We start from the raw sequence: 24,080 nt of genomic DNA on the forward strand, positions 1-24,080 counted from the left end.
TGTGACACACTCGGTCATACCCTCGATCAAAAAAGCGCTGAAGCTTTCACGATTTCGACGGCGGCCTTTCGATACTGACGGGTCGCCCGAAAGCGGTGTGGCGAGGTGCAGCAGTTCACCGGGCGGAAGTGTCCGCAACAAGGAATGGTGGATTATGGGGTTGGGTTCCTGGATCGGACGCGAAGTCGCGATCAAGGTTCGTTCTCCGCGTGACCTTCGCCGCAGGTCTGACCTTCGCCGGGATCGCCTGATGATGGACGGCGGAAAGACGCGACGGTTCCCCTCCAGGAGAGATTCTCTTGTGGGAGCTGATGCTGGTTTCGGCCGGACCGATCAGCGCCTGGATCGGCTGTACACGCATCAGGCGGCGCGCGCTCGCTTCGCCTGAGCGGAAGTCTTCGCGCTCGACCTGAAGGGCCGTTCCGCCTTGGACGACGTCGGTGCGCAGCGAAACACGCGGCCGAGGCATCACCGGCGTGGTCACCGCAGGCAGGTGATCCAGTAGCTTCCCTCGAGATCCCGGCTGACGCCATGGGTCTCACTGGGGAAACCGGGAAATTCTCGGTCGAACGTCTCCAGCGCACGCAGATAACGCAACACGGGACCGTCCGCGTCGCCGGTGCTCTCGCCGGGCATGAGCACCGGGATCCCCGGTGGGGTGGTGACGACCTGCGTCGCGACGGTACGTCCGGCGATGTCGGCGAGGCACACCGGTTCCGTTCCACCGCGAATGAGGCGTTGGTAGGTCTGCGCCGGGGTGAGCACGGCCGGGGTCGGATGGGTGAACGCCTCGTCGAGCAACGCGGTCAGCTCGCTCTTGCTGAGCTGCGTGTGCAACTGCGCGCAGAGCCCGGACAGCGTGAGGTTCCGGTACCGGTCCGGATGGGCTTTCACGAGGTCCGGCAGAACGTCGGTGACGGTCGCCTCCGAGTCGTACAGACTCTTGAAGTCCAGCAGCGCGTCGAGCAGGGTGCCCCACTTGCCCTTGGTGATACCCATCGAGAACAGGATCAGGCAGGTGTACGCGTCGGTCTTCTCCACGACGATCCCGCGTGCCTCCAAGTACATCGTGAGGATACGGGCCGGGATGCCCATATCGGAGACGTTGCCCCGCGCGTCCACACCCGGGCAGGTGATCGACACCTTGATGGGGTCGAGCAGGCAGTAGCCGTCCTCCATGCCTTCAAAGCCATGCCACTGCGCGCCGGGAGCCAGGGTCCAGCAGCCGGGCACGGTGCGCAGCAGCTCGAGCGGGGCGTCGGCGAAGGCGTGCAGCCGCCCGGTGGCGGGGTCGGTGACCTCGGTCGGCTGCCAGGTGCCGAAGAACCAGCCGGGCCGGTCACCGGCTTCGCGGATGCGCGCGCCGAGCCGGGCCACCGCCTGGCGGAACCGGATGGCCTCGGTGATCGCCTCGTCGGTGAGCCACCGGCCGCCCGCGCCGTCCATCATGGCGGCGGCCACGTCGAGCCCGGCGATCATGGGATACATCGGCGAGGTGGTGGCGTGCATCATGAAGGTCTCGTTGAACTGCCGGTGCTCGACCGGTGATCTCGGCGAGTTCTTGACGTGCACCATCGAGCTCTGTGACATGGCGGCGAGCAGTTTGTGTGTCGACTGGGTGGAGAAGATCGTCGGTCGCACGTCGTCGGGCAGTGCGTCGGCGTCGACGGACATGCCGTAGCGGCGGGCGTAAAGCGGGTTGAACCGGGCGTAGGCGAACCAGGCTTCGTCCAAGTGCAGCCGCGGCACGGAAGCGCCGAGCAACTCGGCGACGCGGACGGCGTCGTAGCACAACCCGTCGTAGGTCGAGTTGGTGATCACCGCGTACACGGGTTCCGCGCCGGCGGCCCCCTCGGTGAACGGGCTGCGACGGATCTGGGCCGCCACCGCTTCGGCTGCCATGACCGACGGCGGGATCGGACCCATGAGCCCGTAACCGTTGCGGGTGGGCACGAGGTAGACCGGTCTGCCTCCGGTGAGCGTCAAACCGTGGTAGATGGCTTTGTGGCAGTTGCGGTCGACGAGCACCAGCTCGTCGGTGGCGATGCTGGCGTGGCACGCGATCCGGTCCGCGGTGGAATCACCGTGCAGCACGAAGTACGTCAAGTCCGCGCCGAAGATCCGCGCGGCGTTGCGCTCGGCGTCGCCGATCGGGCCGGTGTGTTCGAACAGCGACCCGAGTTCGGCGACGGAGATCGACAGGTCGGTGCGGAACAACCGTTCGCCGTAGTAGTCGAAGAACGCCCGGCCGACCGGTGATTTCAGGAACGCCACGCCACCCGCGTGCGCCGGGGTGTGCCACGAGTACTCGTGCGTGTCCTCGAACCGGAGCAGCTCGCGGAAGAACGGCGGAAGCACACCGTCGAGGTACCTCTGGGCGGCGACCCCGATCCGGCCGGCGATGAACGCCGGTGTGTCCTCCAGCAGCCAGACGTAGCCGGACACCACCTCCGAAACCCACAACGGAAGATCGTCGACCGAGGCCGCCGTGGTCACCAGGAAGACCGGAAGCTTCGTGAACCTCCCCATGAGCGCCTTCAGCACGGTCTCCGGCGTATCGAGGTCCCACGACACCAACGCCGCCGAGAGATCCGCCCGGCTTTGCGTCAGTGCCAACGCGTCCTCGGCCGTGTCCGCCCACGCGACCGCATGCCCCTCGTCGCTCAGGCAGGCGCAGATCCGGTCCAGCTGATCGCGCGTCACCGCGCCACTCGAAGGGCGATCCAGCGCTACCAACACCGTTGAGCGAGACACATCGACTCATTCCGCCGGGCGACAGGGTTCCTCAAGCAGTCTTGGGCCGAATGGCCCACCTGTCGATGCCGCGAACGCGTGAGGAATTCGCCCCGGATGGATCAATACCCGCGCGGTTGTTCTCTCCTCACCCGTACCTGAGACGCCATCCGAGCGATCCGGCTGTGCGCAAGAGTGACGCGAGCGGCCGTCGACCTTCTCGAGGATCGCCACCGGGTCGCGCCGCTGGGTGGCGTCAGCGTGTAGTTGTCAGGGTGAAGGGGGTCCCGGGGGCCACCGCCGGACTGCTAGGCGGGCGAGGCGGTGTCCGTGTCGGCGCCGTTGTCGGCTTGACGTCTGGTGCGGCTGGCCCCGTGCCAGTCCAGACACAGCACGGTGGCGTCATCCCGCAGCTGATTACGGCAGGCATGTCTCACGGCCCTGGTCATCTCCCGCACCACCTCCCTGGAGTGCAGCCCCTCGGTCTCGCGGAGCAGAGCGGGCAAATCGACGTCGGCCGCGGCGCGTTCGACCATGCCGTCGGTGAGCAACACCAGCCGGTCACCGGGGCGCAGGTCCAGCCGCTGCACCCGGTACGGATACGGCTCGAGGCCGAAGAGCGGGTCGATCTCCAGCTCGATCGGCTCCACCACACCGTCGCGCAGCAGCAGCGGTGCGGGATGTCCGGCGTTCACCAGTTCGACCCGTCCCTGGTGCAGGTCCACGCGTAGGAGCAGCCCGGTCGCCAGCGCCAGCTTTTCGGTTTGGTCGAGCAGCGCCTGGTTGGCCTGCCGCGCCTGTTCCGCCAGGTCGCAACCGGCTCGGCGGGCTCTGCGCAGCGCACCGACCAGCAGGGTCGCGGTCAGTGCCGAGGCCACGTTGTGACCAGTGGCGTCGGTGATCGACAGGTGCAGCGTGTCGCGGTCCAGGGTGAAGTCGTAGGTGTCGCCGCCGATGTCGTCCGCGGGCACCAGGGCGCCGGCGATGGAGAACTGGGCCGCCTCACAGCAGGTCGCCGAGGGCAGCAACTGGTGCTGGATCTCCGCGGCCAGGCTCATCGAGGTGGTGCGGCGGCCGACGTGATAGACGTCGGTGAAGCGACGGTCGGTGACGATGACGTAGGCCAGTGCGTGCGCGGCCTGTCCCAGCTGCGCCAGTACCTCGTCGTCGTCGTCGAGGGAGGGCACGGTCACTTCCAGCACGCCGACGCAGTCGCCGCGATTGGTCACCGGCAATATCACCCGCACCCCGTCGCCGTCCTGATCCCGCCACGGCCGCTGGGTGCGCAGCACCTCCTCGTAGGCGCTGCCCCGCAGATCGACGCGCCCCGGGTCCTGCGCGGTCGAGGTCAGCCGGACCAGCTGTTCGTCGACCAGGTCGACCAGCAGGAACGACACGTCGAAAGCACCCAACCGCTTCGCCAGGTCGCGCGCGACGACCTCGACCGACTCCACGGGCGGTGCGCTCTCGGCCGCCGCCAGCACATCACCCGGGCCCAGCACACCACCGTCCACGACGATCTTCAACTCCTCGAAGTCCGCTTGCCCACATCACCCGCACCGAGCTTTCCCGGTGGCCTGGACATCTTGCCCTAGGTGGCTGATGGTCACCAAGACGGATGTCTGATGCCTGCACCACACCCCCTGGGTTTCGTCAGCGTGCCATCGAGTCGAACCGGCCACGGCGACAACCCTGTCGCCGCGCTGACGAGCACGAGCGCGGTAGTCCGTTTCATCATCGTTTCACCGGGTATCACTCGGCCGACCCGAAAGCCGGTGAGCCGAGGAGATTTCCGCCATGCTTGCTGCATTCCCTGTCCCCGCTGACCTCATCGCCGTAACCGGTGCGCGGCGATGAGCCCCCGGATCTCCGCGCCTTCGTCAGCGTGCGCACCGTCACCGGTCGCGCGACTCGAAGTCCGACATCACCTCCTGGCGATTCAGGGCCGGTCGGCACGGTTGCTGCGGCTCGCCGGTGTCCGGCCGGATTCGGCGTGGCTCGTGGTCGACGACGAATTCCTGTGGCTGCGCTTCTCGCACTGGACAGCACGGATTCCGGTGACGTCGCTGACCGCGGTACAGGTTCGCGATGGCACCCGCTGCCACCCCCGCCTGCGGTGGACACGACGACGGTTGACAATGGTGACCGCGCCAGGACGCCGGGTCCGGATCGTCGTGTCCGGGAGTGTTCCGGACATCCCAGGCTGGGGCGTCGCGACACCACGAGAGATCACGGTGACCCCCGAACGGCCCTATCAGCTCGCGCGCCGACTCCGCCAGCACATCGACGCCGCCACCTTCACCACCGTCGACCGCGTCCCCTCCCCCTCCGCCGTCGACACCGGACCAGTTACGGGATCGCCGACACCACCCGGCCGTCGACGCCCGCCACTGCGGCTTGTCAGGTGAACGCCACCCGACTCACGCTCCCGTTCTACTCCAACGCGCGCAAGACGTGACCGGATCGGTATTCGCTGGGACCACTGACCTTCAGCACCCTGTGCTGTGGGAGTCCACAAGCGTTGTCGTCGCGGGAAAGCAAGTCTGAAGATTTTCGGTCAGGTCTGATAGCTTCGCAGTCGAGCTTGTCCGAAATGTCCGCACTGGCGGAGTGGGCAGGCGTTTTCCCTCAGTGAACCGGAGGTGTGACATGGAGAAGCTGGCCGAGAAGATCGCCCGTGATGACGTGTGGGCGAAGTGGGTCGCGGCAAACTCGCAGCTGTCCGCCAAGGAGGGCTGCATCTCCCGCAAGGAGGGCTGTATCTCCAGGGCGAGCTGATTCCACCGTCGCGGGCGGCAGGGTGGCTCGTCCTCCTGCCGCCCGCGTTGTCCGCCCACCGCTGATTGGATCTCTGGTGCAGCCGACTGCCGAGATGCTCGACCATGTCCGGGATGTCCCGCTCTACCGGGAATCGCTGGCCGCCGGGACGTTCCCCGTGCTGGAGAAGGACGTCATCGCCCAGGGGTTTCCGGACAACTTCATGACCCCGGCACTGGCCGAGGCGCTGGAGACGGGCGCGGCCGAGTTCGTACTGTCCACCGGCACCAACCACGCGCGGATGCAGCTGATCCGCCCGCCCTACTTCCTGCTCAAGTCCTACTACCGCCTCTGGTCGGAACATCCGGCGATCACACACTCCTGGCAGGCCGGCTGCCCGCGGGTTTCGGTGACCACCGTGCTGGCCACCGAGCACGTCGCGCGGGTCAACGCCGACAAGCGCGGTGAGCGGCCCGCCGAGCACCCGCCGTTGTCCGACCGCTGGCTCGATGAACGCACGGTCTACGTCAACCAGCAGCTGGATCCGGCGTTGTGGACCCGCGCCGAGGTCGAGCGAATGCTGGCCGAGATCGAGCAGACCCGCGCCGGCCACCCCGCGGGCGAGTACCACCTCGACTGCTCCGGATACCACCTCGCGCACCTGGTGGACAAGGTGCGGGAGTTCGGATTGGAGCTACCGAGGCCGTCGAGCATCGTGCACGCCTACGAGTACACGCCGGACAACGTGTCCCGGTTCCTGCGCGGCCACTTCGACTGCCCGATCGTCGACCTGTTCGGCAGCACCGAGCTGGGTTACCTGTACTACAGCGATGGCGAGGGCGCCTACCACCCGTACTTGGACAAGATGGCGGTGGAGTTGCTCCCGGTGGAGCCGGGCAGCACGCTCTACGCGGTGATCGTGTCCAGCATCCGCAACGAGTGGATGCCGCTGATCCGCTACCGCTCCGGCGACCTCGCCCGTACCGTGGACGGTTCCCTCGACCCGGCGCGCATCGCTCGCTTCTGTGGCCGGGAGAAGGAGCTGATCCGCGTCGGTTCCACGCTGCTGTGCCACGGCGACCTCGACCGCTGGATCGGCGAGACAGCGCCGGAGATGTTCCTCTACCGGTTGCGCGTCGGCGAGGGCGCGACAGCGGAGCTGGAGTATACGACTTTCGACCGGCGGCCGACGCATACCGCCGCCTTGGTCGCGGCGCTCGCCGAGCATCTGGAGCTGGCGGTGACGCCGGTGCACCGCGAGCACATCCCGATCGGCAAGTCCGGCAAGTATGCCTGGCTGCACCCCGCGTCCCGCACCCGTTGACCCCCGATTCCAGATCTGGAGCCCATCGTGCTTGTCACCCCCGCCGATCTGCGCGTCCTGCTTGGCGAGGACCTGCACACCGAAGTGGTGGTGTACTTCACCACCAAGACCGACCACCCAAGAGACTTCGTGGAGCGCCAAGTCCTGGAGTGCCTGCGCTACCTGTATCTCGTCTCCGCCCATCAGGACCAGCTGGCGGGCACGTTCTTGCCGGTGGAGCAGGAGATCGACGAGGTGTGGCACTACCTGATCCTGCAGACCCGCGAGTACCGGGAGTTCTGCACCCGGTTGCCTGCCGGATTCTTCATCGAGCACCGCAGCATCAGCTACACCGAGTACGCCGAAGAGGCGCCGCGCGAGCGCACCGCGGCGGAGGCGCTGCGGTGGATTCCGCTCTACCGGGCGGCGTTCGGTCCCTACGACGAGGGCGCGCTACCCCATTGGACGATGGTCCGCTTCCTGCACGAACAGCTGGACATGTCGATGGAGCAGATCGCCGAGCTGGACATGGCCGCCATCTGAACCCGGGCCTGCCCGTGCCGGTTCAGTCCCGTGCGGCCACCGCCCGGCGCCCGGCCATCGCCACCGCGATCCCGACCGCGAGCTGCACCGACAGCACGACAGCGAACGCGGTGGCGTGGCCGGCGCCGACGAGTCCGGTGTGGACGGACCCGAGCGCCGCCACCCCGATCGCCATCGAGCCCTGCTGGGTGGTCACCAGCACGCCCCCGCCAACCCCGGCGTACTCGGTCGGTACGGCGGCGAGCACCGAGATCTGCGAAGACCCGATTACCAGCGCCTGCCCCCAGCCGATCAGCACCAACCCGGGCAGGACCCACCACACCGCGCCGTCGAGCAGCAGCACGCCGAGCAACCACAGCACACCGGTGGCCTGCACCAGCGCTCCGGCGGCCAGCACGCCGTCACCGAGCTTGGCGCGCAACCCCGGCACGGCGAACGACCCGGCCAGGAACGCCGCCGACATCGGCGCGACGGCCAGCCCGGCCAGTGCCGGGTCGAGGTTGAATCCGTTCTGCAGCGTCAGCGGCAACGCGAACAGGTACCCCGCCCAGGCCGCCAGGAAGGGCGCCACCAGCAGCAATCCGCCGCGCACCCGTGGCTCGGTCAGCACCGACGGCGGCAACAGCGGCATACGCCCGTGTTTGACGACCCAGTTCTCCGTGCGCCACAACGCCACCGCCGCGACCGGCGCTGCGACCAGCAGCGCGATGCTCCACCACGGCCAGCCCAGCAGCAGCCCCCGGTTGAGCCCGACCAGCAGCAGCACGATAGTGGCGGCCAGCAGCGCGGTACCGCGTAGATCGACGCCGACCGGATGCGGCGACCGGGTGTCCGGCACGAGCAGCAGGACCAGCGCCACCGCCGTGATCCCGAGCGGCAGGTTCACCAAGAAGATCAGCCGCCACGAGGCGCCCCACAGATCGGCCTGCACCAGTATCCCGCCCAGCACCAGCCCGAGGATCGCGGCGAGCCCGCTGACCGCGGCGTACCGGCTCATCGCCCGCGGTTTGCGCTCCGCGTCCTCGGCGGCCTGGATCGTACCCAGCACCTGCGGCGGGATCAGCGCGGCCGCCGCCCCCTGCAGGATGCGGGCGGCCACCAGCCAGTCACCTGTCCCGGCAAGCGCGCACAGCAGCGAGGCGAGCGTGAACACCACCAGCCCCACGACCAGGACTCGCCTACGCCCGTAGGCGTCGCCGAGCCTGCCACCGAGGACCAGGAAGACGGTGAACGCCAACCCGTATCCGGCCACCACCAGCTCCAGGTCGGACCCGGAGGCACCCAGGTCGGCGGCGATGGTGGGCAGCGCGACGTTGACGATGAAGGAGTCCATCATCGGCAGCAGCGCGGCCAGCAGCACCACCGCCAGCCCGAGCGACCCCAGCTTCCGCTGCTTGACGGTGGTCATGCGGTCCGGAACCCCCGGTAACCCTCGTTCGCGACCCCGTCGCAGATTCGGCGGTAGGCGTCCAACCCTCCGGCGAAGGGCGCGAACACCCGCGCCTTACCCTCGATGTTGGCCCCCAGATAGTAGGAATCGGTGTGCGGGTACAGGGTTTTGCCCGCCAGGTCGGCGACCTTGGCCACCCAGTCGTCCTGGGCGGACTCGATCGCCTCGATCTCGGTGATGTCGTGTTCCCGGGCGTAGACGAGCAGATCGCGCACCCACTCGACATGGTGCTCGATCGCGCGCATCACGTTGGACAACACCATGGTGCTGCCGGGACCGGTGAGCGTGAACAGGTTGGGGAACCCGGCCATCGCCAATCCGAGATAGCTGCGGGGCCCGTCCCGCCAGGTATCGGCGAGCAGCTGCCCGTCGCGGCCGGTGATGCCCATCCTGGTCAGTGCCCCGGTGAAGGCGTCGAACCCGGTGGCCAGCACGAGCACGTCCAGCTCGTGGTCGCTACGCGTGGTCCGGATTCCGGTCTCGGTCACCTCCTGGATCGGGTCGTCCCGCAGGTCCACGAGCCTGACGTGCGGGAGGTTGAACGTCTCGTAGTAGTCGTCATCGACGCACAGCCGCTTGGTGCCGATGGGGTAACCGGTCGGCGTGAGTGCCCGCGCGGTCTCCGGGTCGTGCACTGCCTCACGCACGCGATCGCGGAAGTAGTCCGCCAGCACCGCGTTCGCGGTCAGGTCGCGACCGGTGTCGGTGAAGGTCGCCACGATGTGCGTGCCACCGCGCGCCCACCCCTTGTCGAACTCCGCGGTGCGCCCCGCGGGGTCGGTCTCCAGGGCGGCCCTGCCGGTGCCGGTCACCGGATGCCCGAACCGGGTGGTGCGGGCGTTCTCCACCCTCTGCTCGTATCCGGCGACAGCGGCGTCCCGCTCGGCCTGGGTGAGCGGCCGATTGCGGGCGGGGACACTGAAGTTGGCCGTACGCTGGAAGACCACCAGCTCGGCGGCCGTCTTGGCCAGTTCCGGCACCACCTGGATCCCGGAAGACCCGGTGCCGACCACCCCGACCCTCCGCCCGGCCAGCTCAACCGGTTCGGCCGGCCACCGCGAGGTGCGCAGCACCGTCCCACCAAACCGCGCCAAACCCGGAATAGCCGGAGTGTTGACCGCGGACATGCAGCCCACGGCCGTCACCACGAACCGCGCCCGCACGCGCTCATCGGTGTCGGTGGTCAAGGTCCAGGCACCATCGGCAAAAGCCGCGCCGGTGATCGTGGTGCCGGTGGTGATGTGCGGCCACAACCCCCGCCGGCGGGCGAAGTGCTCGGCGTAGCGCAGGATCTCCGGCTGGGTGGCGAACCGCTCCGACCACTGCCAGGTCGCGTACAGCTCCCGGTCGTGCAGGTAGGAATAGTCCAGGCTCTCCACGTCGCACCGCGCGCCGGGGTAGCGATTCCAGAACCAGGTACCGCCCACTCCGGTGGCCGATTCGTAAGCATGGCAGGAGAACCCGTGCTCGCGGAGTCGGTCGAGCATATGCAACCCCGCGAACCCGGCCCCGATCACCGCGATGTCCAGCACGGCGTCGAGGTTACACAATCCAGTCAATCACTCCATCTACGCCCGAAAGGGACCATAAGGACGTCATCCGGCGTCAACGCGCGCCGCCCGGTGCTCGACCTCGACACGACCGGCATCCGCAGTGCGGCGACTGGGCCACCATGCCCGCTCTGGAGGATCGACGGGAGAGGTCAGCCCCCCGTCGACGGTTGCCGAACCACGCGTTCCGCACGTCGGCCGCGGCACTGGATCGCCGACCTGGCGGCTCACCGGAGTCAAGATCCTTCGTGACGTGGCCCTGCGCGCAATACGCCGACAGCATGCAGCAGCCGGAGAATGCCGCGATCGCGGCACACCACGTGGTCACACTTTCGGTTGCCCCGATCCCCGCGTTCGGCGGCTCACTTGACGCCGAAATGCTCCATCATCTCAGACACGAGAAAGGAGACCCGAGAACGGGTCCGGTAATTCCAGGAACAACAGGTCCCCGTAATTGGAGAGCCGCAGGATAGCCCGTCGTCGATGCAGTGCCGCCGTGGCGAGCGCGCACCGGGGTCGCCCTGGAATGGTTTTTCATCGACACGAATGACTTCTGCTTCGTCAAAAGATCAGGGAATCATGGAGAAACTCCGGGAAAGCGGCCATTCGAGTGGATCCACGGTGGCCGATGACGGCATTTATCCCGTGGCGGAATCACTGGACCAGAGCTTCCTCGGAAAATCGGCGAGTTTGCCGGAATAATACTGCGCGAGCATGCAAAGCTTGGACCGAATGCACCAACTTGGGAGCCGTTCGCGGAATTCCGTGGCGGATTGCGGAATTGGCGGTAATGCTTCGGGCATGAGTTCATCGCGTACACGAGTCTTTACTGCTCTCGCCGTCGCCGCGTTGTCGCTGGGTGCCATCGCCCCCGCCCAGGCGGACCCCATCCAGTTGCCGGGCATCAGCGAGCCGAACCCGGAGGACCCCGGGGCAGGCGGCGGCTCCGGCGGCAGCACGACGGCCGCCTACGTCCTGCAGGGCGTAATCCAGAAAGAGGGCCTCCAAAGCGACGGGATCAGCAAACGGGTGAAGATCCGCGGCTACTCGCGCTTCGCCACCCCGGGCAACGACCGCCGCGACGCTGACTACATCAACGTCCGGTGCACAGCCACCGGACCGGGCGGCTCCGAAACGGGCAAATACGACTCGGAGAACGGCGGCGCGCTGGTCGACGTCGACTTCGAAACGCCCTGGATCCCCAACGGCGCCGTGTTGCGCACGGTCCACGTCGCCTGCACCCACTACGCCACCAAGGCGGGTGTGGTCTACGAGAACACCAGCGCCACCGACATCACCGTCCCGTACTGACAAGAATCGATCCGACAGTCGGCTCCGTGCCGCGCGGGCGGGCAACTGACGATCGGGCAGGGCACCGCGACGGCGTAATTCCCGTGGCGGTCGCCCTCCCGGGTTCGACCCCGGTGGACGAATTCCATGGGCGGTTCAGCCCGGCGACCGGCGGCCGGGCTCCGTACAGGCGTCAGCTGTCTGCGAGGTACTGACCGAGGAGTTGTCCCGTGCGCTCGATGCAGCGCATCCGAGCGGGAGAGAAGTCGTACGGCATCTTGGTGAACGCTTCGAAGGCGCTCATCTGCGGTTCGTGCTCCTCGTCCTCGTCGCCGTAGATCTCGAAGAGCTTCTCCTCGTCCGTGTGTCGTCGAGCCTGATGCCGGCCTCTGCCATCTTGCGGATCCACAGCAGGCGGATCATGTCGTCGTAGCCGTAGCGGCGGTGGCCGTCCCCGCCGCGCTCAGGCTCCCGAAGCAGACCGATCTGATGGTAGTGGCGGATGGCGCGTGGAGTTGTTCCAGCGAAGGCGGCGGCATCGCCGATCTTGACGTGGCGGGGAGACGTGAAGGAAAGGTGCATCGCAAACGGAGTCTTCCGTGCTGTGGTGCCTCCAAGGACAGCACATGCCGCTACGGCATGTGCAACACGCCACCCAGGCCCCACCCTGTGGGTTCTCTCGCGGTTCTGAACTGTTGATCATGGCTGTCGGCGCACGCGTGAAAGTGCCCCAACCGGTATGTTCGGGTCGCGCTTGTTCGTCGGCAGACGCCGGGCTGCTGCGGATCTCGCGTGCGACGACCCGGATGAGCGCCCCGCGAACTCGTCGGCTCGTCCGCGTGGGTTCCCGCAGGGTCCGGCCGGACAGCCACCGCCGGAGTCAGGATGGGACACTGTCCGGGTGATCACCCGGCTGCGGTCCTGTTGGTCCGCGATCCGGTACCTGGCGATCGGCGCGGCCTCGTCCATGGTCGCTTGGTTCGCGCTCACGGGCATGATCTTCGTGCTGTTGATGTGCCCGTTCGGTGTCGGGATCCCGGCCTTGCCGATCGCGCTCGAGCTGATCAGGCGGCCGGTCAACTTCGAACGCCGCCGGGCCGCCCGGCTGCTGGGTGAGCCGATCCCCGAGCCGTACCGCTCCGGGAATCCCGTGACGGATCCGGCCTCCCGCCGAGACCTCGGCTGGCTCGCTTTCCACGCTGTCACCGGTTTCGTCATCGGGACGTTCGCCATCGCGCTGCCGCTCGGCGGGCTCCGGCAGATCATCTCGGCGATGGTCTGGCCGTCGGTGGACGGCGGGGTGGAAAGCTCGCTCGGCTTCATGGTGACGTCCTGGCCGCTGGCGGCGCTCAGCGTGGTCACCGGCGCCGGCATGATCGCGGTCACGTTCCTGCTCCCGCGGGTGGCCCGCTGGCAGGCTTCCGTCGCGCGCAAGCTGCTCGCGCCCGCGGCGGGCGTCGTCCTGACCGACCGCGTGGTCGAACTGGCCGCGTCCCGCGCCGCCGCGTTGGAGGCGCACGGCGCCGAACTCCGCAGGCTCGAACGGGATCTGCACGACGGGACGCAGGCGCGGATCGCCGCGGTGGTGCTGCAACTCGGGATCGCCGACTCGATCTTCGACAAGGACCCCCGAAAAGCGCGGGAGTTACTCGGCAAGGCACAGGACACCGCGACCGGCGCACTCGCCGAACTGCGGACCGTGGTGCGCAGTATCTATCCGCCGTTGCTGACCGACCGCGGTCTCGACGGCGCCGTCACGGCCTTGGCCGACCGCTGCCCCGTTCCGTGCACTGTGGACGTTCTCAGCAGCAGCCGTCGTCCCGCCGCGGTGGAGGCGGCCGCCTACTTCGTCGTCGCGGAGATGCTGACCAACATCACCAAACATTCCGGCGCCGAACACGCCTGGGTCACTCTTGACGGCACCGCCGACACCCTCAGCATCGAAATCCGTGACGACGGCCACGGCGGCGCCGACGAATCCCAGGGCAGCGGGCTCGCCGGGATCCGCAAACGCGCCGAAGCGTTCGACGGGACATGGAAGTTGACCAGCCCGGCCGGTGGGCCGACCGTAGTGAAAGTGGAGTTGCCATGCGGGTCGTGATCGTCGAGGACGACGCGCTGCTGCGCGAAGGTCTCGTCCTGCTGTTGAACACCTCGGGCATCGAGGTCACCGCGGCCGTGGACAACGTGGACGAGTTCCTCGACGTGGTCACCAAGGAGCGGCCCGACGCGGTGATCACCGACGTGCGCCTGCCGCCCACGCACACCGACGAAGGCCTCAGGGCCGCCGTGAAGGCACGGAAAACGCACCCCGGACTGCCGGTGCTGGTGCTGTCCGCCCATGTGGAGACGGGCTACGCGGCCGAACTCCTCGCCGACGGCAAGGGCGCTGTCGGATACCTGCTCAAGGAACGGGTCGGGAAGGTCGAGAAGTTCCTCGACGCGCTGGACCGGGTCGTCAAGGGCGGGACCGCCATGGACCCCGAGGTGATCACGCAGCTGATGGCCCACCGCCGCGCCACCGACCCGCTCGAGTCGCTGACGGCGCGGGAGCGCGAGGTGCTCGGGCTGATGGCGGAGGGGTACAACAACACGACCATCGCGGAGCTTCTGGTGGTGAGCGACGGTGCCGTGCACAAGCACATCCGGAACATCTTCGCGAAGCTGGGGTTGCCGGAGGACAGTGGACATCGGCGGGTGCTGGCCGTATTGGCTTACTTGAGCCGCAAGGGCTGACGAAGAACCCGAAGTCTTCCCGGGCCTTGGCATCGAGGGCCTTGGGCAGGCGGCTGTGGGCCGGAATCGATCATGCCTCTCACGCCGAGTCCGGCAGCGAGGAGCTGGTGCTTGCCGGTTTCCCGTTTCCAGGTGCCGCTCCAGTCGAGCCGGTAGGCGATTTCGGCGGACAGTCGCCGCACCATGGCCGGATCGTCGTTCTCGAACTTCGGAGAGAGACGGGGACTTCGGCGGGCCTCAGTCGCTCTGGGCGAAAGGTTCGGGGTCGGCGACCCATGAGCGCAGTGGCCGGGTCAGCCACCGACTCGGCGCCGATCTCAGCCCGCACCCTGCGTCGGATCGCGGCCGTCAGGATCGCGGAAGTCCGCGAAGATCCCCAGTCACCACGGGTAGCGCCAGCACCACCTCACAACCGGGGGTCACTCCCCTGGCCTCCCAACCCTCCGATCCCTAACGTTTTTCCCATGAACGACACCAAAAACGCGAGCAGCGCACTGGTCACCGCCTCCCTCTGGCTCGTCCTCCTCGTCAGTGCCGCGGCCAACTCGATCGGCCAGTTCGCGGGCATGGACTACCCGTACCGGATGATCGCGGGCGCCGTCTCGGTCATCTGCATCGTGCTGCTGGTCATCCGCTACTTGGCGCGGCGCAAAGCGTGAGCCGAAGTGACCGACCGGATGTTCCTTCCACTGGGTATGGACCACAGTTCGGCGCCCGGTGACCGCATCCGTGTTCCCGGCGGACATGCCCGCGGCTACCACCTGGTCGGACGGTCCCGTGCGGCGTGACCGTGATCGGTCACAATGGCGGCGTGCCCGGCTACGGCACCGTCCGCACCCTCATCGACAAGGTCGCCCGATCCTGAAATCCACCTGCGTCCGGCAGTCGCCCGCCGGACGCAGGTGGACATCTAGGACACCTTCGGCGTCGCGCGCACGCCGTAGTGCATGTACGGCTCACCGGTCGGCAACGTGTAGAAGGTGACCGGCATCCACGTCCGCGCCCCTGGCTCTCGGCAGACGTAGAGCGAGTCGGTCACCGGAACCAGGTCGAACTCCATCGTCTTCTCCGGCATGAGATCGGCCAGCGGACCCGTGGCGGTCTGACGGAGCCGGATCCCGTCCCCTCCGGCCAAGACCTCCATCAGCACGCCCGCCCGTTCGTAGACACCGACGTGCCGTGAGCCGTCGACGGTGACCGGGACGGCGGGTGGTTCCAGCGGCCGCGGCATCGCCACATCGGCGAGTTCGGCGAAGATCTCCCGGTACAACTCCTCGTACAGGTCGCGGGTGTTGCCGCCGTTGGTGAGCAACGTGACGGCGAGCCCTTGGTCGGGCAGCAGCCGCAGGAACGCCGACTGCCCGATCGTGTTGCCGTCGTGGCCGATGACCCGCCGCCCGCTCCAGTCGTCGCGGATCCACCCGAGTCCCCAGGAGTCGCCGAGCGAGTGCTTGTCGGGGATGTCGGTCTGCTTCTCGGCCATCGCCGCGGCGGACGCCGTCGTCAGGATGCGCTCCCCGTCCGGGGTGAGGCCGCCGGTCAGGTGCAGCCGGGCGAACCCGAGGACGTCCTTCGTCGTGGCGGTGATCAGGCCCGCCGGGCCCATGTTCCGCGGCAGCCCCCAGATCGGCGCGGGCCGCGGGTCCTCGTCCGCGCCTGCGACGTGACCGACGGCCGCGCGGAACATCAGCGCTTCCTCGGGCAGGGTCACGGTGTGGGTGAGGCCGAGCGGGGCGAACAGCTTCTCCCGCATCGCGGCGTCCCAGCTCAGCCCGGTGAGCTTCTCGATCACCCGGCCCATGAGCACGAAACCCGAGTTGCAGTACGAGAAGGTCTCGCCGAGCGGATGGTTCTGCGCGGCCTGGTCGAGGATCTCGACGTAGCGCTCGAGACAGTCGTCGCCCCGCCCGGTGTCGGTGAAGACGTCACCGTCGATCCCGCTGGTGTGCGTCAGCAGGTGGCGCATGGTCACCTGCTTGGCGACGTCCGGATCGGCCAGCCGCAGTTCGGGGACGACGTCGGAGATCGGCGCGTCCAGATCGAGCAGCCCTTCGTCCACCAGCCGCATCACCACGGTCGCTGTCCACACCTTGGAGACCGAACCGATCTGGAACACCGAATCCTCGGTGACCTCGACCCCGGTCGCCGTGTTCAGCACGCCGTGGGTGACGTGTACCTCGGTAACTTCCTCGCCGTCACCGATCCGCGTGATGCCCAGCACCGCACCGGGGACGCGGTACTTGCGCGCCAGTTCGGCCAGCCGCCGCCGCCAGTGCGCCGCCTCGATCGGCACTCGCGACACCCCGTCCGCCGGCGCCGCGTACTGCTCGACCCAGTCCAGCACACGCCGGTTGAAGTCGAGACGGTGCGAAGGCGGGCCGTCGAGGATGAACAGGTGCGAGCTACCGGGGTACAGCACCAGCCGGGACGGGACGCCACGCGCACGCAGGGCGCCAAACCACTGCTCGGCCTGTCCGACCGGGCACCGCTCGTCTTCCGCGCCCTGGATGACCAGCGTCGGTGTCCGCACCTGTGCGACCTGGGCGAACGGCGAGAACCGCTCATTGGTCTTGTCCCACGACGGGCTGCCCAGCTCACTGACGGCCAGGTAGTACCCGGCGTCGGAGGTGCCCTCCATGCTGGTCAGATCGCTGACCACGCCACCGGCGACAGCGGCGGCGAAGCGATTGTCGCGGCTGGTCAGGTAGCAGGTCATGAACCCGCCGTAGCTGTAGCCCGCGACGGCGAGGCGGTCCGCGTCGGCGATTCCTTCGGCGACCAACTGGTCCAACGGTTCGAGGAAGTCGCGGGAGTCGGCGACGCCCCACCCGCCGACGGCGCCAGTGAAGAAGTCCTCGCCGTAGCCGTCGCTGCCGCGGGGGTTGAGCAGCAGTACCGCCCAGCCTCGTGCGGCGAGTTGCTGGTGGTAGAGGTGGATCGAGTCGGCAGCACCGTTCCAGGCGTTGTGCGGGCCGCCGTGGATGTCGAGCAGCAGCGGCGCGGCGCCGGTCCGGGCAGGGTCGCGGAGCAGCCAGCCGTGGACGACAGTGCCGTCGCCGACGGTGAATTCCCGTTCCTCGTGGCGGAAGAACTCGATCTCGGCGACCGAGGCGCCATGCTCGGTACGCACGTCAGCAGCGCCGGTCGCCGGGTCGACGACCGCGATCTCGCCGAACGAGGTGCCCGTGGCCAGGACGACCGCCACCTTGCCGCCCGCGATGTCCATTCCGGACACGACGTGGTCGGCGCCCGCGAGGACCGCACGCGGCGTTCCACCGTCGGTGTCCACTTCGTACAGATGGGTGCAGCCGCGGTCGCGGACGCCGAACAGCACCGAACCACCGCCCGCGGTCAGGTGCGGGAGAGCACCGGGATAACCGTCGCCGCCGGACATCACGTTGCGGTCCAAGGAAGCCGTCAGGTCGACCGGGTCACCGCCGTCGAGCGGGACCCGCAGCAGCCCGAGGTGGCCGACTTCGGTGTCCACCCGGCCGGTCACCAGGAGTTCGCGGCCGTCGGCGGTCCAGCCGACCGGGCCCGCCATGCCTTCGCCGGAGCCGATCAACCGCGGCTCCGACGTCTTCGTGGTCACGTCGAGAACGTAGGCACCGGAACGGAAAGTCAGGTCCGCGTCGGCGTCCCGTCCGGCGGAGAACGCCAGGTGTGTGCCGTCGGGCGACCAGGCGGGATCAGCGGCATGCCAATCGCCGAAAGTGACCTGCCGGACTTCCCGCGTGGCGACGTCGAGGACGTGCAGGTGCTTGCGGATGGTCTTGATCAGCCCGGCCCCGTCGGCCTTGAAGTCCAGCCGGTCCGCCACCACCGGGGCGTTCGACGCGGATTCACCACCCGCCAGGTCGACAGCGGCCGAGAACGCGATCTTGCCGCCGTCCGGGCTCCACACCGGAGCACCCGCCCCGAGCGGAAGCTCGGTGATCCGTTCGGCCTCCCCGCCCGACGACGGCAGGAACCACACCTGCGGCGGCCCGTCTTCTGCCCGCAGGAACGCGATCCGCGTACCGTCCGGCGCCCAACTCGGCGCCAGGTCGGCGGTTCCGCGCGTGAGCTGCCGGGCTTCGCCGGTGGTCGCGCCGACCTCCCAGAGGGTGTTCACGTTCCGGTCCTCGTCGCGGTCCGCGGTGCGCAGGACGTAGACGATCCGGCCGCCGTCCGGCGACAGCGCGGGCTGGCTGGGGATGGCGATTTCGTACAGGTCGTCGAGATCGAGACGTCGGGTCATGGTGCGGTGACTCCTCGGGAGATCGCGGGCCGGTGGCTCTCGGTTTCACTGAAATGGCAGGCCGCCGAGTGACGTCGGTGTGCCGAGTCCCCGGTCGGATCCGCCTGGAGGCAGAGTGCGCGGTCGGCGCGCGCGAGCGGGCCGACCGGACAGCGGGTGTGGTAGCGGCATCCGGCCGGCGGGTGGTGCGGGTCGGCGGGTTCGGTGTCGGCGGTCGCCTCGTCCGTGCCGGTGTCCAACAGCGAGGTGTGCGCGGAAGGTGCCGCGGCGAGCAGGTCCTTGGTGTACGGATGCTGAGGATCGGTGAGCACCTGCTCGGCCGGGCCGACCTCGACGATCCGGCCGAGGTACATCACGGCGACGATGTCGCTGAGGTAGCGCACGACGGCGAGGTTGTGCGAGATGAACAGCATCGACAGGCCGAGCCGCCGCTGCACGGACCGGACGAGGTTGAGCACCGCGCCCTGCACCGAGACGTCGAGCGCGGAGGTGATCTCGTCCGCGATCAGCACCTCCGGCCGCCCCGCCAGCGCGCGGGCGAGCGCCACCCGTTGCCGCTGGCCACCGGACAGCTGCCCTGGCAGGTGACCGGCGCGCTCCGGGTCGAGGTTGACCAGTTCCAGGAGCCGGGCGACCTCGTCCCGGCGCGCGCCACGACCGGGAAGGACACCGCGCGGGATCGCTTCGGTGATCGACTCACCGATGCTCATCCGGGGGTCCAAAGAGGAATACGGATCCTGGAACACCATCTGCAACGGGCGGCGCCGGGGCAGCTTCCGGACGTCCACCCCGCCGAGCAGGACCCGCCCGGCGCTGACCGGTGAGAGTCCGACGGCGGCGCGGGCCAGCGTCGATTTCCCCGAGCCCGACTCACCGACGAGCCCGACGACCTGTCCGGAAGGAACGGTCAGCCCGACGTGGTCGACCGCGGTGAGACCACGTCTCCCGCCGTACCGCACACTCACCGCGTCGAAGACGAGATCGCTCATTCCGCACCTCCGGCGGTCACGGTCTCTTTGACCGGACGGGAAAACGACGTCTCGTGCGGATACCAGCACGCGACGCGGTGCCCGGTTTCCACGCGCTCCAGCACCGGGTCTTCGAGACGGCACTTGTCGGTCACGGCGGGACACCGGTCGGCGAAGGCACAGCCGGAAGGCACGCGATCCGGTTCCGGCGGACGGCCGGGGATCACCGCGAGCGGCGCGTCGCGATCGGTGTCGAGGTCGAGCGTCGCGGCCAGCAGCGCCCGCGTGTAGGGATGCCGTGGCGTCCCCGCCGACGGCAGGTCCTCCACCACCCGGCCCGCGTACATGACCAGCATCCGCTCGCAGGTCTGCGAAACGACCGCGATGTCATGGCTGATCAGGATGATCGCCGTGTTCCGCTCGGTCCGCGTCCGAGCCAGTAGACGGAGCAACTGCCGCTGCACGGTGACGTCCAGAGCCGTGGTCGGTTCGTCGGCGATGATCAGCCGAGGGTCGCCCATCAGGCCCATGCCGATCATCGCCCGTTGCCGCATCCCGCCGGAGAACTCGTGCGGGTACTGCTTCGCCCGCCGTTCGGCGGCGGGGATGCGCACGGCGCGCAACCGGTCCACGGCCCGCTCGAACGCCTTGGCGCGCGGAAGACCCTGGTGCTGTTCGGCGACCTCGGCCAGCTGACGACCGATCCGCCTGGTCGGGTTGAACGAGGTCATCGGATCCTGGAACACCATGGCCAGCGACGTGCCCAGCAAGCCACGCAAGTCCCGTTCCGGAGTCGTCAGCAAGGGTGTTCCGGCGAAATCCAGCCGGTCCGCGGTGACCACGGCCGGCGCTTCGACCAGCCGTGACACCGCCAGCCCGGTCAGGCTCTTCCCCGAGCCCGACTCACCGACGACGCCGATCGCCTCGCCCGCGTGGACGGTGAAGCTCACCCCGCGCACCGGGACGGTCCAACCCGCCGGACGCGGGAACGCCACTTGGAGGTTCTCCACCACCAGAACGGCGTCGTCACGTTCCTCGACGACGTCCTCTCGCACTGGAGTCACCGGACGCGGTTCGAGTTTCCGCGACCCGGTGCGGACCCCGATCACCCCGGCCACGGTCTCCCCCACCAGGTTGAAGGCGAGCCCCGCGAGGACCACCGCGACACCGGGTGCCAGAGCGGCCGCCGGGTTGACGTAGATCCCGTTGAGCCCTTCGCCGAGCAGCCGTCCCCAGTCGTATTCCGGTGCCTGCACACCGATCCCGAGGAACGACAACCCGGAGAACGCCAACAGGCAGGCGCCCGCGCCGATGGTCGCGTTCACCACCAGCGGCTCGCCGATGTTCGGCAGGATGTGCCGGACCAGCAACCGGATCCGGCCGACGCCGGAGATCCGCGCGGCGGACACGAAGTCCTGGCCCGCCACGGAGGCCGACAGCGTCTGGGCCAGCCGCGCGAACGCCGGTGCCAGCGCGAAGCCGACCGCCAGTACCGCGCCGTGGGTACCGACGCCGAAGATGACCGAGAAGAACAACACCAGCAGCAGCCCGGGGAACGCGACCGCGATGTTCACCGCCGACGTGACCAGCCGGGCGGCGGGCCGCGGCAGCAGTGAGGGCAGCGTGCCGAGGACGAGTCCCGTCACCACCCCGATCACCGTCGCGAGCAACGCCAGCAGCACCGAAAGCCGGGTCGCCACCAGGACACGGAAGAGAATGTCGCGGCCGAGCTCGTCGGTCCCCAGCCAATGCGCCGCGGACGGGCCTTGGCCGATCGCGTCGGTTTCGATCGCGAAGGCGTTGTCGTGCCACAGGATCGGGGCCAGCACCGCGAGCCCGAGCACCACGACCAGCAGGGTCGCCGAGAAGGCGCCCACCGGGGTACGCAGGGCCGCGACCCATTTCGCGCGCCGATTCACCACCATTTCAGGTCTCCCGGATCGTCGAACGCGGATCGAGGACGGCCAGCAGCACGTCCACCGTCAGATTCACCAGCAGCACTCCGATGCCGTAGATGAGCACGATCCCCTGCACCAGCGGATAGTCCTTCTGCAGGATCGACTGCGCGATGGTCGAACCGAGACCCGGCCAGGCGAACACGTTCTCCACCAGCACCGTCCCGGCGACCATCCCGGTCAGCATCAGCCCGCCCATGGTCAGCGTCGCGGTCAGCGCGTTCGGCAGCGCGTGCCGGAGGTAGACCAGCCGTGCGGGCAACCGTTTCGCCCGCGCGGTGCGGATGAAGTCGTTGCTCAGCACCGAAAGCGTCTCCACCCGCACGATACGGGCCAGCACGGAGGCCGGGCCGAGCGCCAGCGCGATCATCGGGAGCACGAACGAACTCGCGCCGTCGCTTCCGGCGACCGGGAACCAGCCGAGCTGGACCGCGAAGAACGCGACCAGCGCGACAGCCACCAGGAACTCGGGAATGGCCGCGAGCAGCACACTCGTCGAGGTGAACGCCAGTTCACTGCCCCGCCGCCTGCCGCCGCGGGTCAGCACGGCGAACAGGACGCCCAGGGGGATCGCGACCACGATGACCACCGCGAAGGCAGGCAACGCCAGTTGCAGGGTGGCGGGCAGCCGGTCGCCGATCACCTCGGAGACCGGCTGCCCACTCGTCATCGACGTCCCGAAGTCACCGGTGAACAGCCCGCCGAGGTAGTGGACGTACTGCAGCCACAGCGGATCGTTGAGGCCGAGGGCCTCCCGCCGCGCGTTCACCAGGTCCACCGGCGCGGTCAGGCCGAGCGCCGCCCGGACCGGGTCGCCGGGGATCAGCTGGATCATCAGGAACGCCGTGGTGACCAAGACCCACAGCGAAACCGCGAACCGGCCGAGACGGCGGACGGCGAACGAGAGCCAGGGACTGCCCCGCAACCCGGCCGGGGCGAGTGCGACCGTCATCAGCTGTACATCCGGACACTCGACGGCTCGATCGAACCGAAGTTGACCTTGAATCGCGCGTTGCTGCCGAAGGTCGGGATGACCGAGTTGACAAAGGGCACGACGTCGAGCCGCTCGATGAGCGCCGTTTCCGCCGCGAGCCAGGTCGCGCAGCCCGAATTACCCGGCAACTTCGCCGCCTCGACGGCCTGCGTCGTGTACCGCTCGTTCTCGATGTGCGCGAAGTTCGTGCCGGCGGGTGGTTTCGGCCCCGAGACGAACGGCACGACCTGACTCGGCAGCAGCAAGGTGACTGGTGCCAGCGAGATGTCCCACTCGCCGGTGGTGAAGAGCACCTGATTGGTTCCCGGGCTGTCGACACCTTTGAGCGTGACCTCCGCGCCGACGGCCTTCCAGGACTGCTGCATCAGTTCGGCGGACGGCGCCATCGTCGGCCCGAGTTGAGTGCCGTAGATGGCGTTGAGGGCGAGGCGCTTGCCGTCCTTGACGCGCACGCCGTCCGGTCCCGGTGCCCAGCCGGCCGCGTCGAGAGCGGACTTGGCAGCGGCGACGTCGAACGCGGGCAGCTTGCCGTTCACCGAATCGCCGGCACAGGCCCTGGGTTCGGTGGTGACCATGCCCTGGCTCGGCGCTCCGGCACCACTGGTGAGCACCTTGCCGATCTGCGCCAGATCGAGTGCCTGCATCAGCGCGCGGCGGACGGCCTGGTCACCGCCCGCCCGGCCGGGCGCCTGGTTGAACCAGATCTCGCCCATCGGCACGACCTGGTCTCCGTGGTACAGCTTCTGGGCACGCAGCCGTTGCTGATCCTGACCGGTGATCCGGCCGGCGTTGAGTTCACCGGACAGCAGCAGGTTCGCCGCGGTCGTCATGTTCTGGATGACCCGGAAGGTCACCTTCTCCGGCAGGCCCGGCTGGTCCTTCTTCCAGTCACCCGGTCCCCACGCGTAGTCCTTGCGCCGGGTGAGGGTGTAGTGATCGTTCGGCACGGCCTCGGTCATGGTGAACATGCCGGTGCCGTAACGGCCTTTGGCCAGCGTCACCCGGTCGGTCACGCCCTTGCCGCAGACGATCGGCAGGTTGCCCACGTTCCGGAGCAGGAAGGCGTCCGGCGCCCCGCTGGCGAGGGTGATCGTCCGCGCCGCGTCGTCGGCGGTCGCCTTGGTTCCCGGCGCGACCGTGAGCCCCGACATGGGGGACTTGTTGGCGGGATCGCCGACGAAGTCGATGTTCGCCACCACGTCACTCGCGGTCAGCGGAGTGCCGTCGTCGCAGGTGATCCCGTTCCGCAGGGTAAAGGTGGCCGTGGTCGTGGTGGCCTCCCACTTCTCGGCGAGACCCGCGATCGGCTTGCCCGTCTCGTCGAGGTTGATCAGGCTGTCGTACAGGAAGCGGCCGATCTCGAGGGCGGTCGACAGCACGGTCATCGCCGGGTCGAGCGCTCCCGGATCCGTGCCGATCGCCATGGTGAAGGTCTTGCCTTCGGTCAGTTTCTGGTTCGCGGTCCGGTCCTCCCCGGATTGCGACGTCCCCCCGCACGCGCTCACGGTCAAGGCCACCACGCTCGCGATAGCGGCGGTGAGCCGGGCTTTCTTCATGGGGT

Annotated in this window: 19 protein-coding genes and 1 pseudogene; 8 read left to right on the forward strand and 12 right to left on the reverse strand. The window is 68.5% G+C overall.

Annotation, left to right across the window (positions count from 1 at the left end):
- Positions 1-115: 115 nt before the first annotated feature.
- The 3 genes from ACM6LU_RS30445 to ACM6LU_RS30455 all read right to left on the reverse strand — a co-directional run bounded on the left by ACM6LU_RS30445 (position 116) and on the right by ACM6LU_RS30455 (position 4,259).
- Positions 116-484: a hypothetical protein gene (locus ACM6LU_RS30445; protein WP_414941245.1), complete on the reverse strand. Its 369-nt coding sequence runs from the start codon at positions 482-484 to the stop codon at positions 116-118.
- The gene (locus tag ACM6LU_RS30450) at positions 481-2,703 is read right to left on the reverse strand and encodes an Orn/Lys/Arg decarboxylase N-terminal domain-containing protein (protein ID WP_414941246.1); all 2,223 of its coding nucleotides are present in this window, start codon (positions 2,701-2,703) and stop codon (positions 481-483) included. Before ACM6LU_RS30450 ends, ACM6LU_RS30445 begins: the two co-directional genes overlap by 4 nt.
- A gap of 338 nt (positions 2,704-3,041) precedes the next feature.
- Positions 3,042-4,259: a PP2C family protein-serine/threonine phosphatase gene (locus ACM6LU_RS30455; RefSeq protein ID WP_414941247.1), complete on the reverse strand. Its 1,218-nt coding sequence runs from the start codon at positions 4,257-4,259 to the stop codon at positions 3,042-3,044.
- A gap of 327 nt (positions 4,260-4,586) precedes the next feature.
- Here ACM6LU_RS30455 and ACM6LU_RS30460 point away from each other — a divergent pair, with 327 nt between their 5' ends.
- The 4 genes from ACM6LU_RS30460 (at position 4,587) to ACM6LU_RS30475 (ending at position 7,336) form a co-directional block, all read left to right on the forward strand.
- Complete coding sequence (locus ACM6LU_RS30460; RefSeq protein ID WP_414941248.1) at positions 4,587-5,141, forward strand: hypothetical protein; 555 nt, start codon at positions 4,587-4,589, stop codon at positions 5,139-5,141.
- Between the two features lie 241 nt (positions 5,142-5,382).
- Complete coding sequence (locus ACM6LU_RS30465) at positions 5,383-5,511, forward strand: hypothetical protein (protein ID WP_414941249.1); 129 nt, start codon at positions 5,383-5,385, stop codon at positions 5,509-5,511.
- A 76-nt stretch (positions 5,512-5,587) separates the two neighbouring features.
- Positions 5,588-6,814 carry a hypothetical protein gene (locus tag ACM6LU_RS30470; RefSeq protein ID WP_414941250.1) on the forward strand — a complete coding sequence of 409 codons (1,227 nt, stop codon included), beginning with the start codon at positions 5,588-5,590 and terminating at the stop codon, positions 6,812-6,814.
- A 27-nt stretch (positions 6,815-6,841) separates the two neighbouring features.
- Positions 6,842-7,336 carry a hypothetical protein gene (locus ACM6LU_RS30475; RefSeq protein WP_414941251.1) on the forward strand — a complete coding sequence of 165 codons (495 nt, stop codon included), beginning with the start codon at positions 6,842-6,844 and terminating at the stop codon, positions 7,334-7,336.
- 22 nt (positions 7,337-7,358) lie between these two features.
- Here ACM6LU_RS30475 and ACM6LU_RS30480 read toward each other — a convergent pair whose 3' ends face one another.
- Together ACM6LU_RS30480 and ACM6LU_RS30485 are read right to left on the reverse strand one after the other, a co-directional pair.
- On the reverse strand, positions 7,359-8,744 hold the full coding sequence (locus tag ACM6LU_RS30480; RefSeq protein ID WP_414941252.1) for an MFS transporter: 1,386 nt from the start codon (positions 8,742-8,744) through the stop codon (positions 7,359-7,361).
- Entirely contained in the window at positions 8,741-10,345 is a 1,605-nt protein-coding gene (locus tag ACM6LU_RS30485) for a flavin-containing monooxygenase (RefSeq protein ID WP_414941253.1), read from the reverse strand. Before ACM6LU_RS30485 ends, ACM6LU_RS30480 begins: the two co-directional genes overlap by 4 nt.
- Positions 10,346-11,137: 792 nt before the next feature.
- On the opposite strand from ACM6LU_RS30485, the gene ACM6LU_RS30490 reads away from it, so the two are divergent.
- Positions 11,138-11,647 carry a hypothetical protein gene (locus tag ACM6LU_RS30490; protein ID WP_414941254.1) on the forward strand — a complete coding sequence of 170 codons (510 nt, stop codon included), beginning with the start codon at positions 11,138-11,140 and terminating at the stop codon, positions 11,645-11,647.
- Positions 11,648-11,819: 172 nt separating this feature from the next.
- Here the strand turns inward: ACM6LU_RS30490 and ACM6LU_RS30495 are convergent, their stop codons facing one another.
- Both ACM6LU_RS30495 and ACM6LU_RS30500 read right to left on the reverse strand, forming a co-directional pair.
- Positions 11,820-12,035 (reverse strand): hypothetical protein, encoded by a 216-nt coding sequence (locus ACM6LU_RS30495; protein ID WP_414941354.1) that lies wholly within the window; start codon positions 12,033-12,035, stop codon positions 11,820-11,822.
- A gap of 11 nt (positions 12,036-12,046) precedes the next feature.
- Positions 12,047-12,208, reverse strand: a pseudogene (locus tag ACM6LU_RS30500) (MerR family transcriptional regulator); the annotation flags it as partial.
- A gap of 319 nt (positions 12,209-12,527) precedes the next feature.
- Between ACM6LU_RS30500 and ACM6LU_RS30505 the strand changes: the two are divergent.
- The 3 genes from ACM6LU_RS30505 to ACM6LU_RS30515 all read left to right on the forward strand — a co-directional run bounded on the left by ACM6LU_RS30505 (position 12,528) and on the right by ACM6LU_RS30515 (position 15,021).
- The gene (locus ACM6LU_RS30505; RefSeq protein WP_414941255.1) at positions 12,528-13,727 is read left to right on the forward strand and encodes a sensor histidine kinase; all 1,200 of its coding nucleotides are present in this window, start codon (positions 12,528-12,530) and stop codon (positions 13,725-13,727) included.
- Positions 13,715-14,362: a response regulator gene (locus ACM6LU_RS30510; protein WP_414941256.1), complete on the forward strand. Its 648-nt coding sequence runs from the start codon at positions 13,715-13,717 to the stop codon at positions 14,360-14,362. Before ACM6LU_RS30505 ends, ACM6LU_RS30510 begins: the two co-directional genes overlap by 13 nt.
- 464 nt (positions 14,363-14,826) lie before the next feature.
- Positions 14,827-15,021: a hypothetical protein gene (locus ACM6LU_RS30515; RefSeq protein WP_414941257.1), complete on the forward strand. Its 195-nt coding sequence runs from the start codon at positions 14,827-14,829 to the stop codon at positions 15,019-15,021.
- 251 nt (positions 15,022-15,272) lie between these two features.
- Here ACM6LU_RS30515 and ACM6LU_RS30520 read toward each other — a convergent pair whose 3' ends face one another.
- Genes ACM6LU_RS30520 through ACM6LU_RS30540 form a run of 5 tightly spaced genes read right to left on the reverse strand, consistent with a single transcriptional unit; the run spans position 15,273 to position 24,075 of the window.
- On the reverse strand, positions 15,273-18,602 hold the full coding sequence (locus tag ACM6LU_RS30520) for a serine hydrolase (protein ID WP_414941259.1): 3,330 nt from the start codon (positions 18,600-18,602) through the stop codon (positions 15,273-15,275).
- Positions 18,599-19,591, reverse strand: coding sequence for an ABC transporter ATP-binding protein (locus ACM6LU_RS30525; protein WP_414941260.1), 993 nt, complete (start codon positions 19,589-19,591; stop codon positions 18,599-18,601). Before ACM6LU_RS30525 ends, ACM6LU_RS30520 begins: the two co-directional genes overlap by 4 nt.
- Entirely contained in the window at positions 19,588-21,495 is a 1,908-nt protein-coding gene (locus tag ACM6LU_RS30530; protein ID WP_414941261.1) for a dipeptide/oligopeptide/nickel ABC transporter permease/ATP-binding protein, read from the reverse strand. Before ACM6LU_RS30530 ends, ACM6LU_RS30525 begins: the two co-directional genes overlap by 4 nt.
- Position 21,496: 1 nt before the next feature.
- Positions 21,497-22,477, reverse strand: a complete 981-nt coding sequence (locus ACM6LU_RS30535; RefSeq protein WP_414941263.1) for an ABC transporter permease — start codon at positions 22,475-22,477, stop codon at positions 21,497-21,499.
- Positions 22,477-24,075, reverse strand: a complete 1,599-nt coding sequence (locus ACM6LU_RS30540; RefSeq protein WP_414941264.1) for an ABC transporter substrate-binding protein — start codon at positions 24,073-24,075, stop codon at positions 22,477-22,479. The genes ACM6LU_RS30535 and ACM6LU_RS30540 overlap by 1 nt, the downstream gene beginning before the upstream one ends.
- Between the last annotated feature and the right edge of the window lie 5 nt (positions 24,076-24,080).

This window comes from Amycolatopsis sp. cmx-11-51 (genome assembly GCF_047608665.1).
In the GTDB taxonomy this organism is placed as follows: Bacteria; Actinomycetota; Actinomycetes; order Mycobacteriales; family Pseudonocardiaceae; genus Amycolatopsis.

Coding starts and splice junctions, on each gene's coding strand:
- ACM6LU_RS30520 (WP_414941259.1), bottom strand. CDS start 18,602: ATGACCCGACGTCTCGATCTCGACGACCTGTACGAAATCGCCATCCCC.
- ACM6LU_RS30465 (WP_414941249.1), top strand. CDS start 5,383: ATGGAGAAGCTGGCCGAGAAGATCGCCCGTGATGACGTGTGGGCGAAG.
- ACM6LU_RS30530 (WP_414941261.1), bottom strand. CDS start 21,495: ATGGTGGTGAATCGGCGCGCGAAATGGGTCGCGGCCCTGCGTACCCCG.
- ACM6LU_RS30510 (WP_414941256.1), top strand. CDS start 13,715: ATGCGGGTCGTGATCGTCGAGGACGACGCGCTGCTGCGCGAAGGTCTC.
- ACM6LU_RS30535 (WP_414941263.1), bottom strand. CDS start 22,477: ATGACGGTCGCACTCGCCCCGGCCGGGTTGCGGGGCAGTCCCTGGCTC.
- ACM6LU_RS30480 (WP_414941252.1), bottom strand. CDS start 8,744: ATGACCACCGTCAAGCAGCGGAAGCTGGGGTCGCTCGGGCTGGCGGTG.
- ACM6LU_RS30460 (WP_414941248.1), top strand. CDS start 4,587: ATGAGCCCCCGGATCTCCGCGCCTTCGTCAGCGTGCGCACCGTCACCG.
- ACM6LU_RS30515 (WP_414941257.1), top strand. CDS start 14,827: ATGAACGACACCAAAAACGCGAGCAGCGCACTGGTCACCGCCTCCCTC.
- ACM6LU_RS30540 (WP_414941264.1), bottom strand. CDS start 24,075: ATGAAGAAAGCCCGGCTCACCGCCGCTATCGCGAGCGTGGTGGCCTTG.
- ACM6LU_RS30525 (WP_414941260.1), bottom strand. CDS start 19,591: ATGAGCGATCTCGTCTTCGACGCGGTGAGTGTGCGGTACGGCGGGAGA.
- ACM6LU_RS30490 (WP_414941254.1), top strand. CDS start 11,138: ATGAGTTCATCGCGTACACGAGTCTTTACTGCTCTCGCCGTCGCCGCG.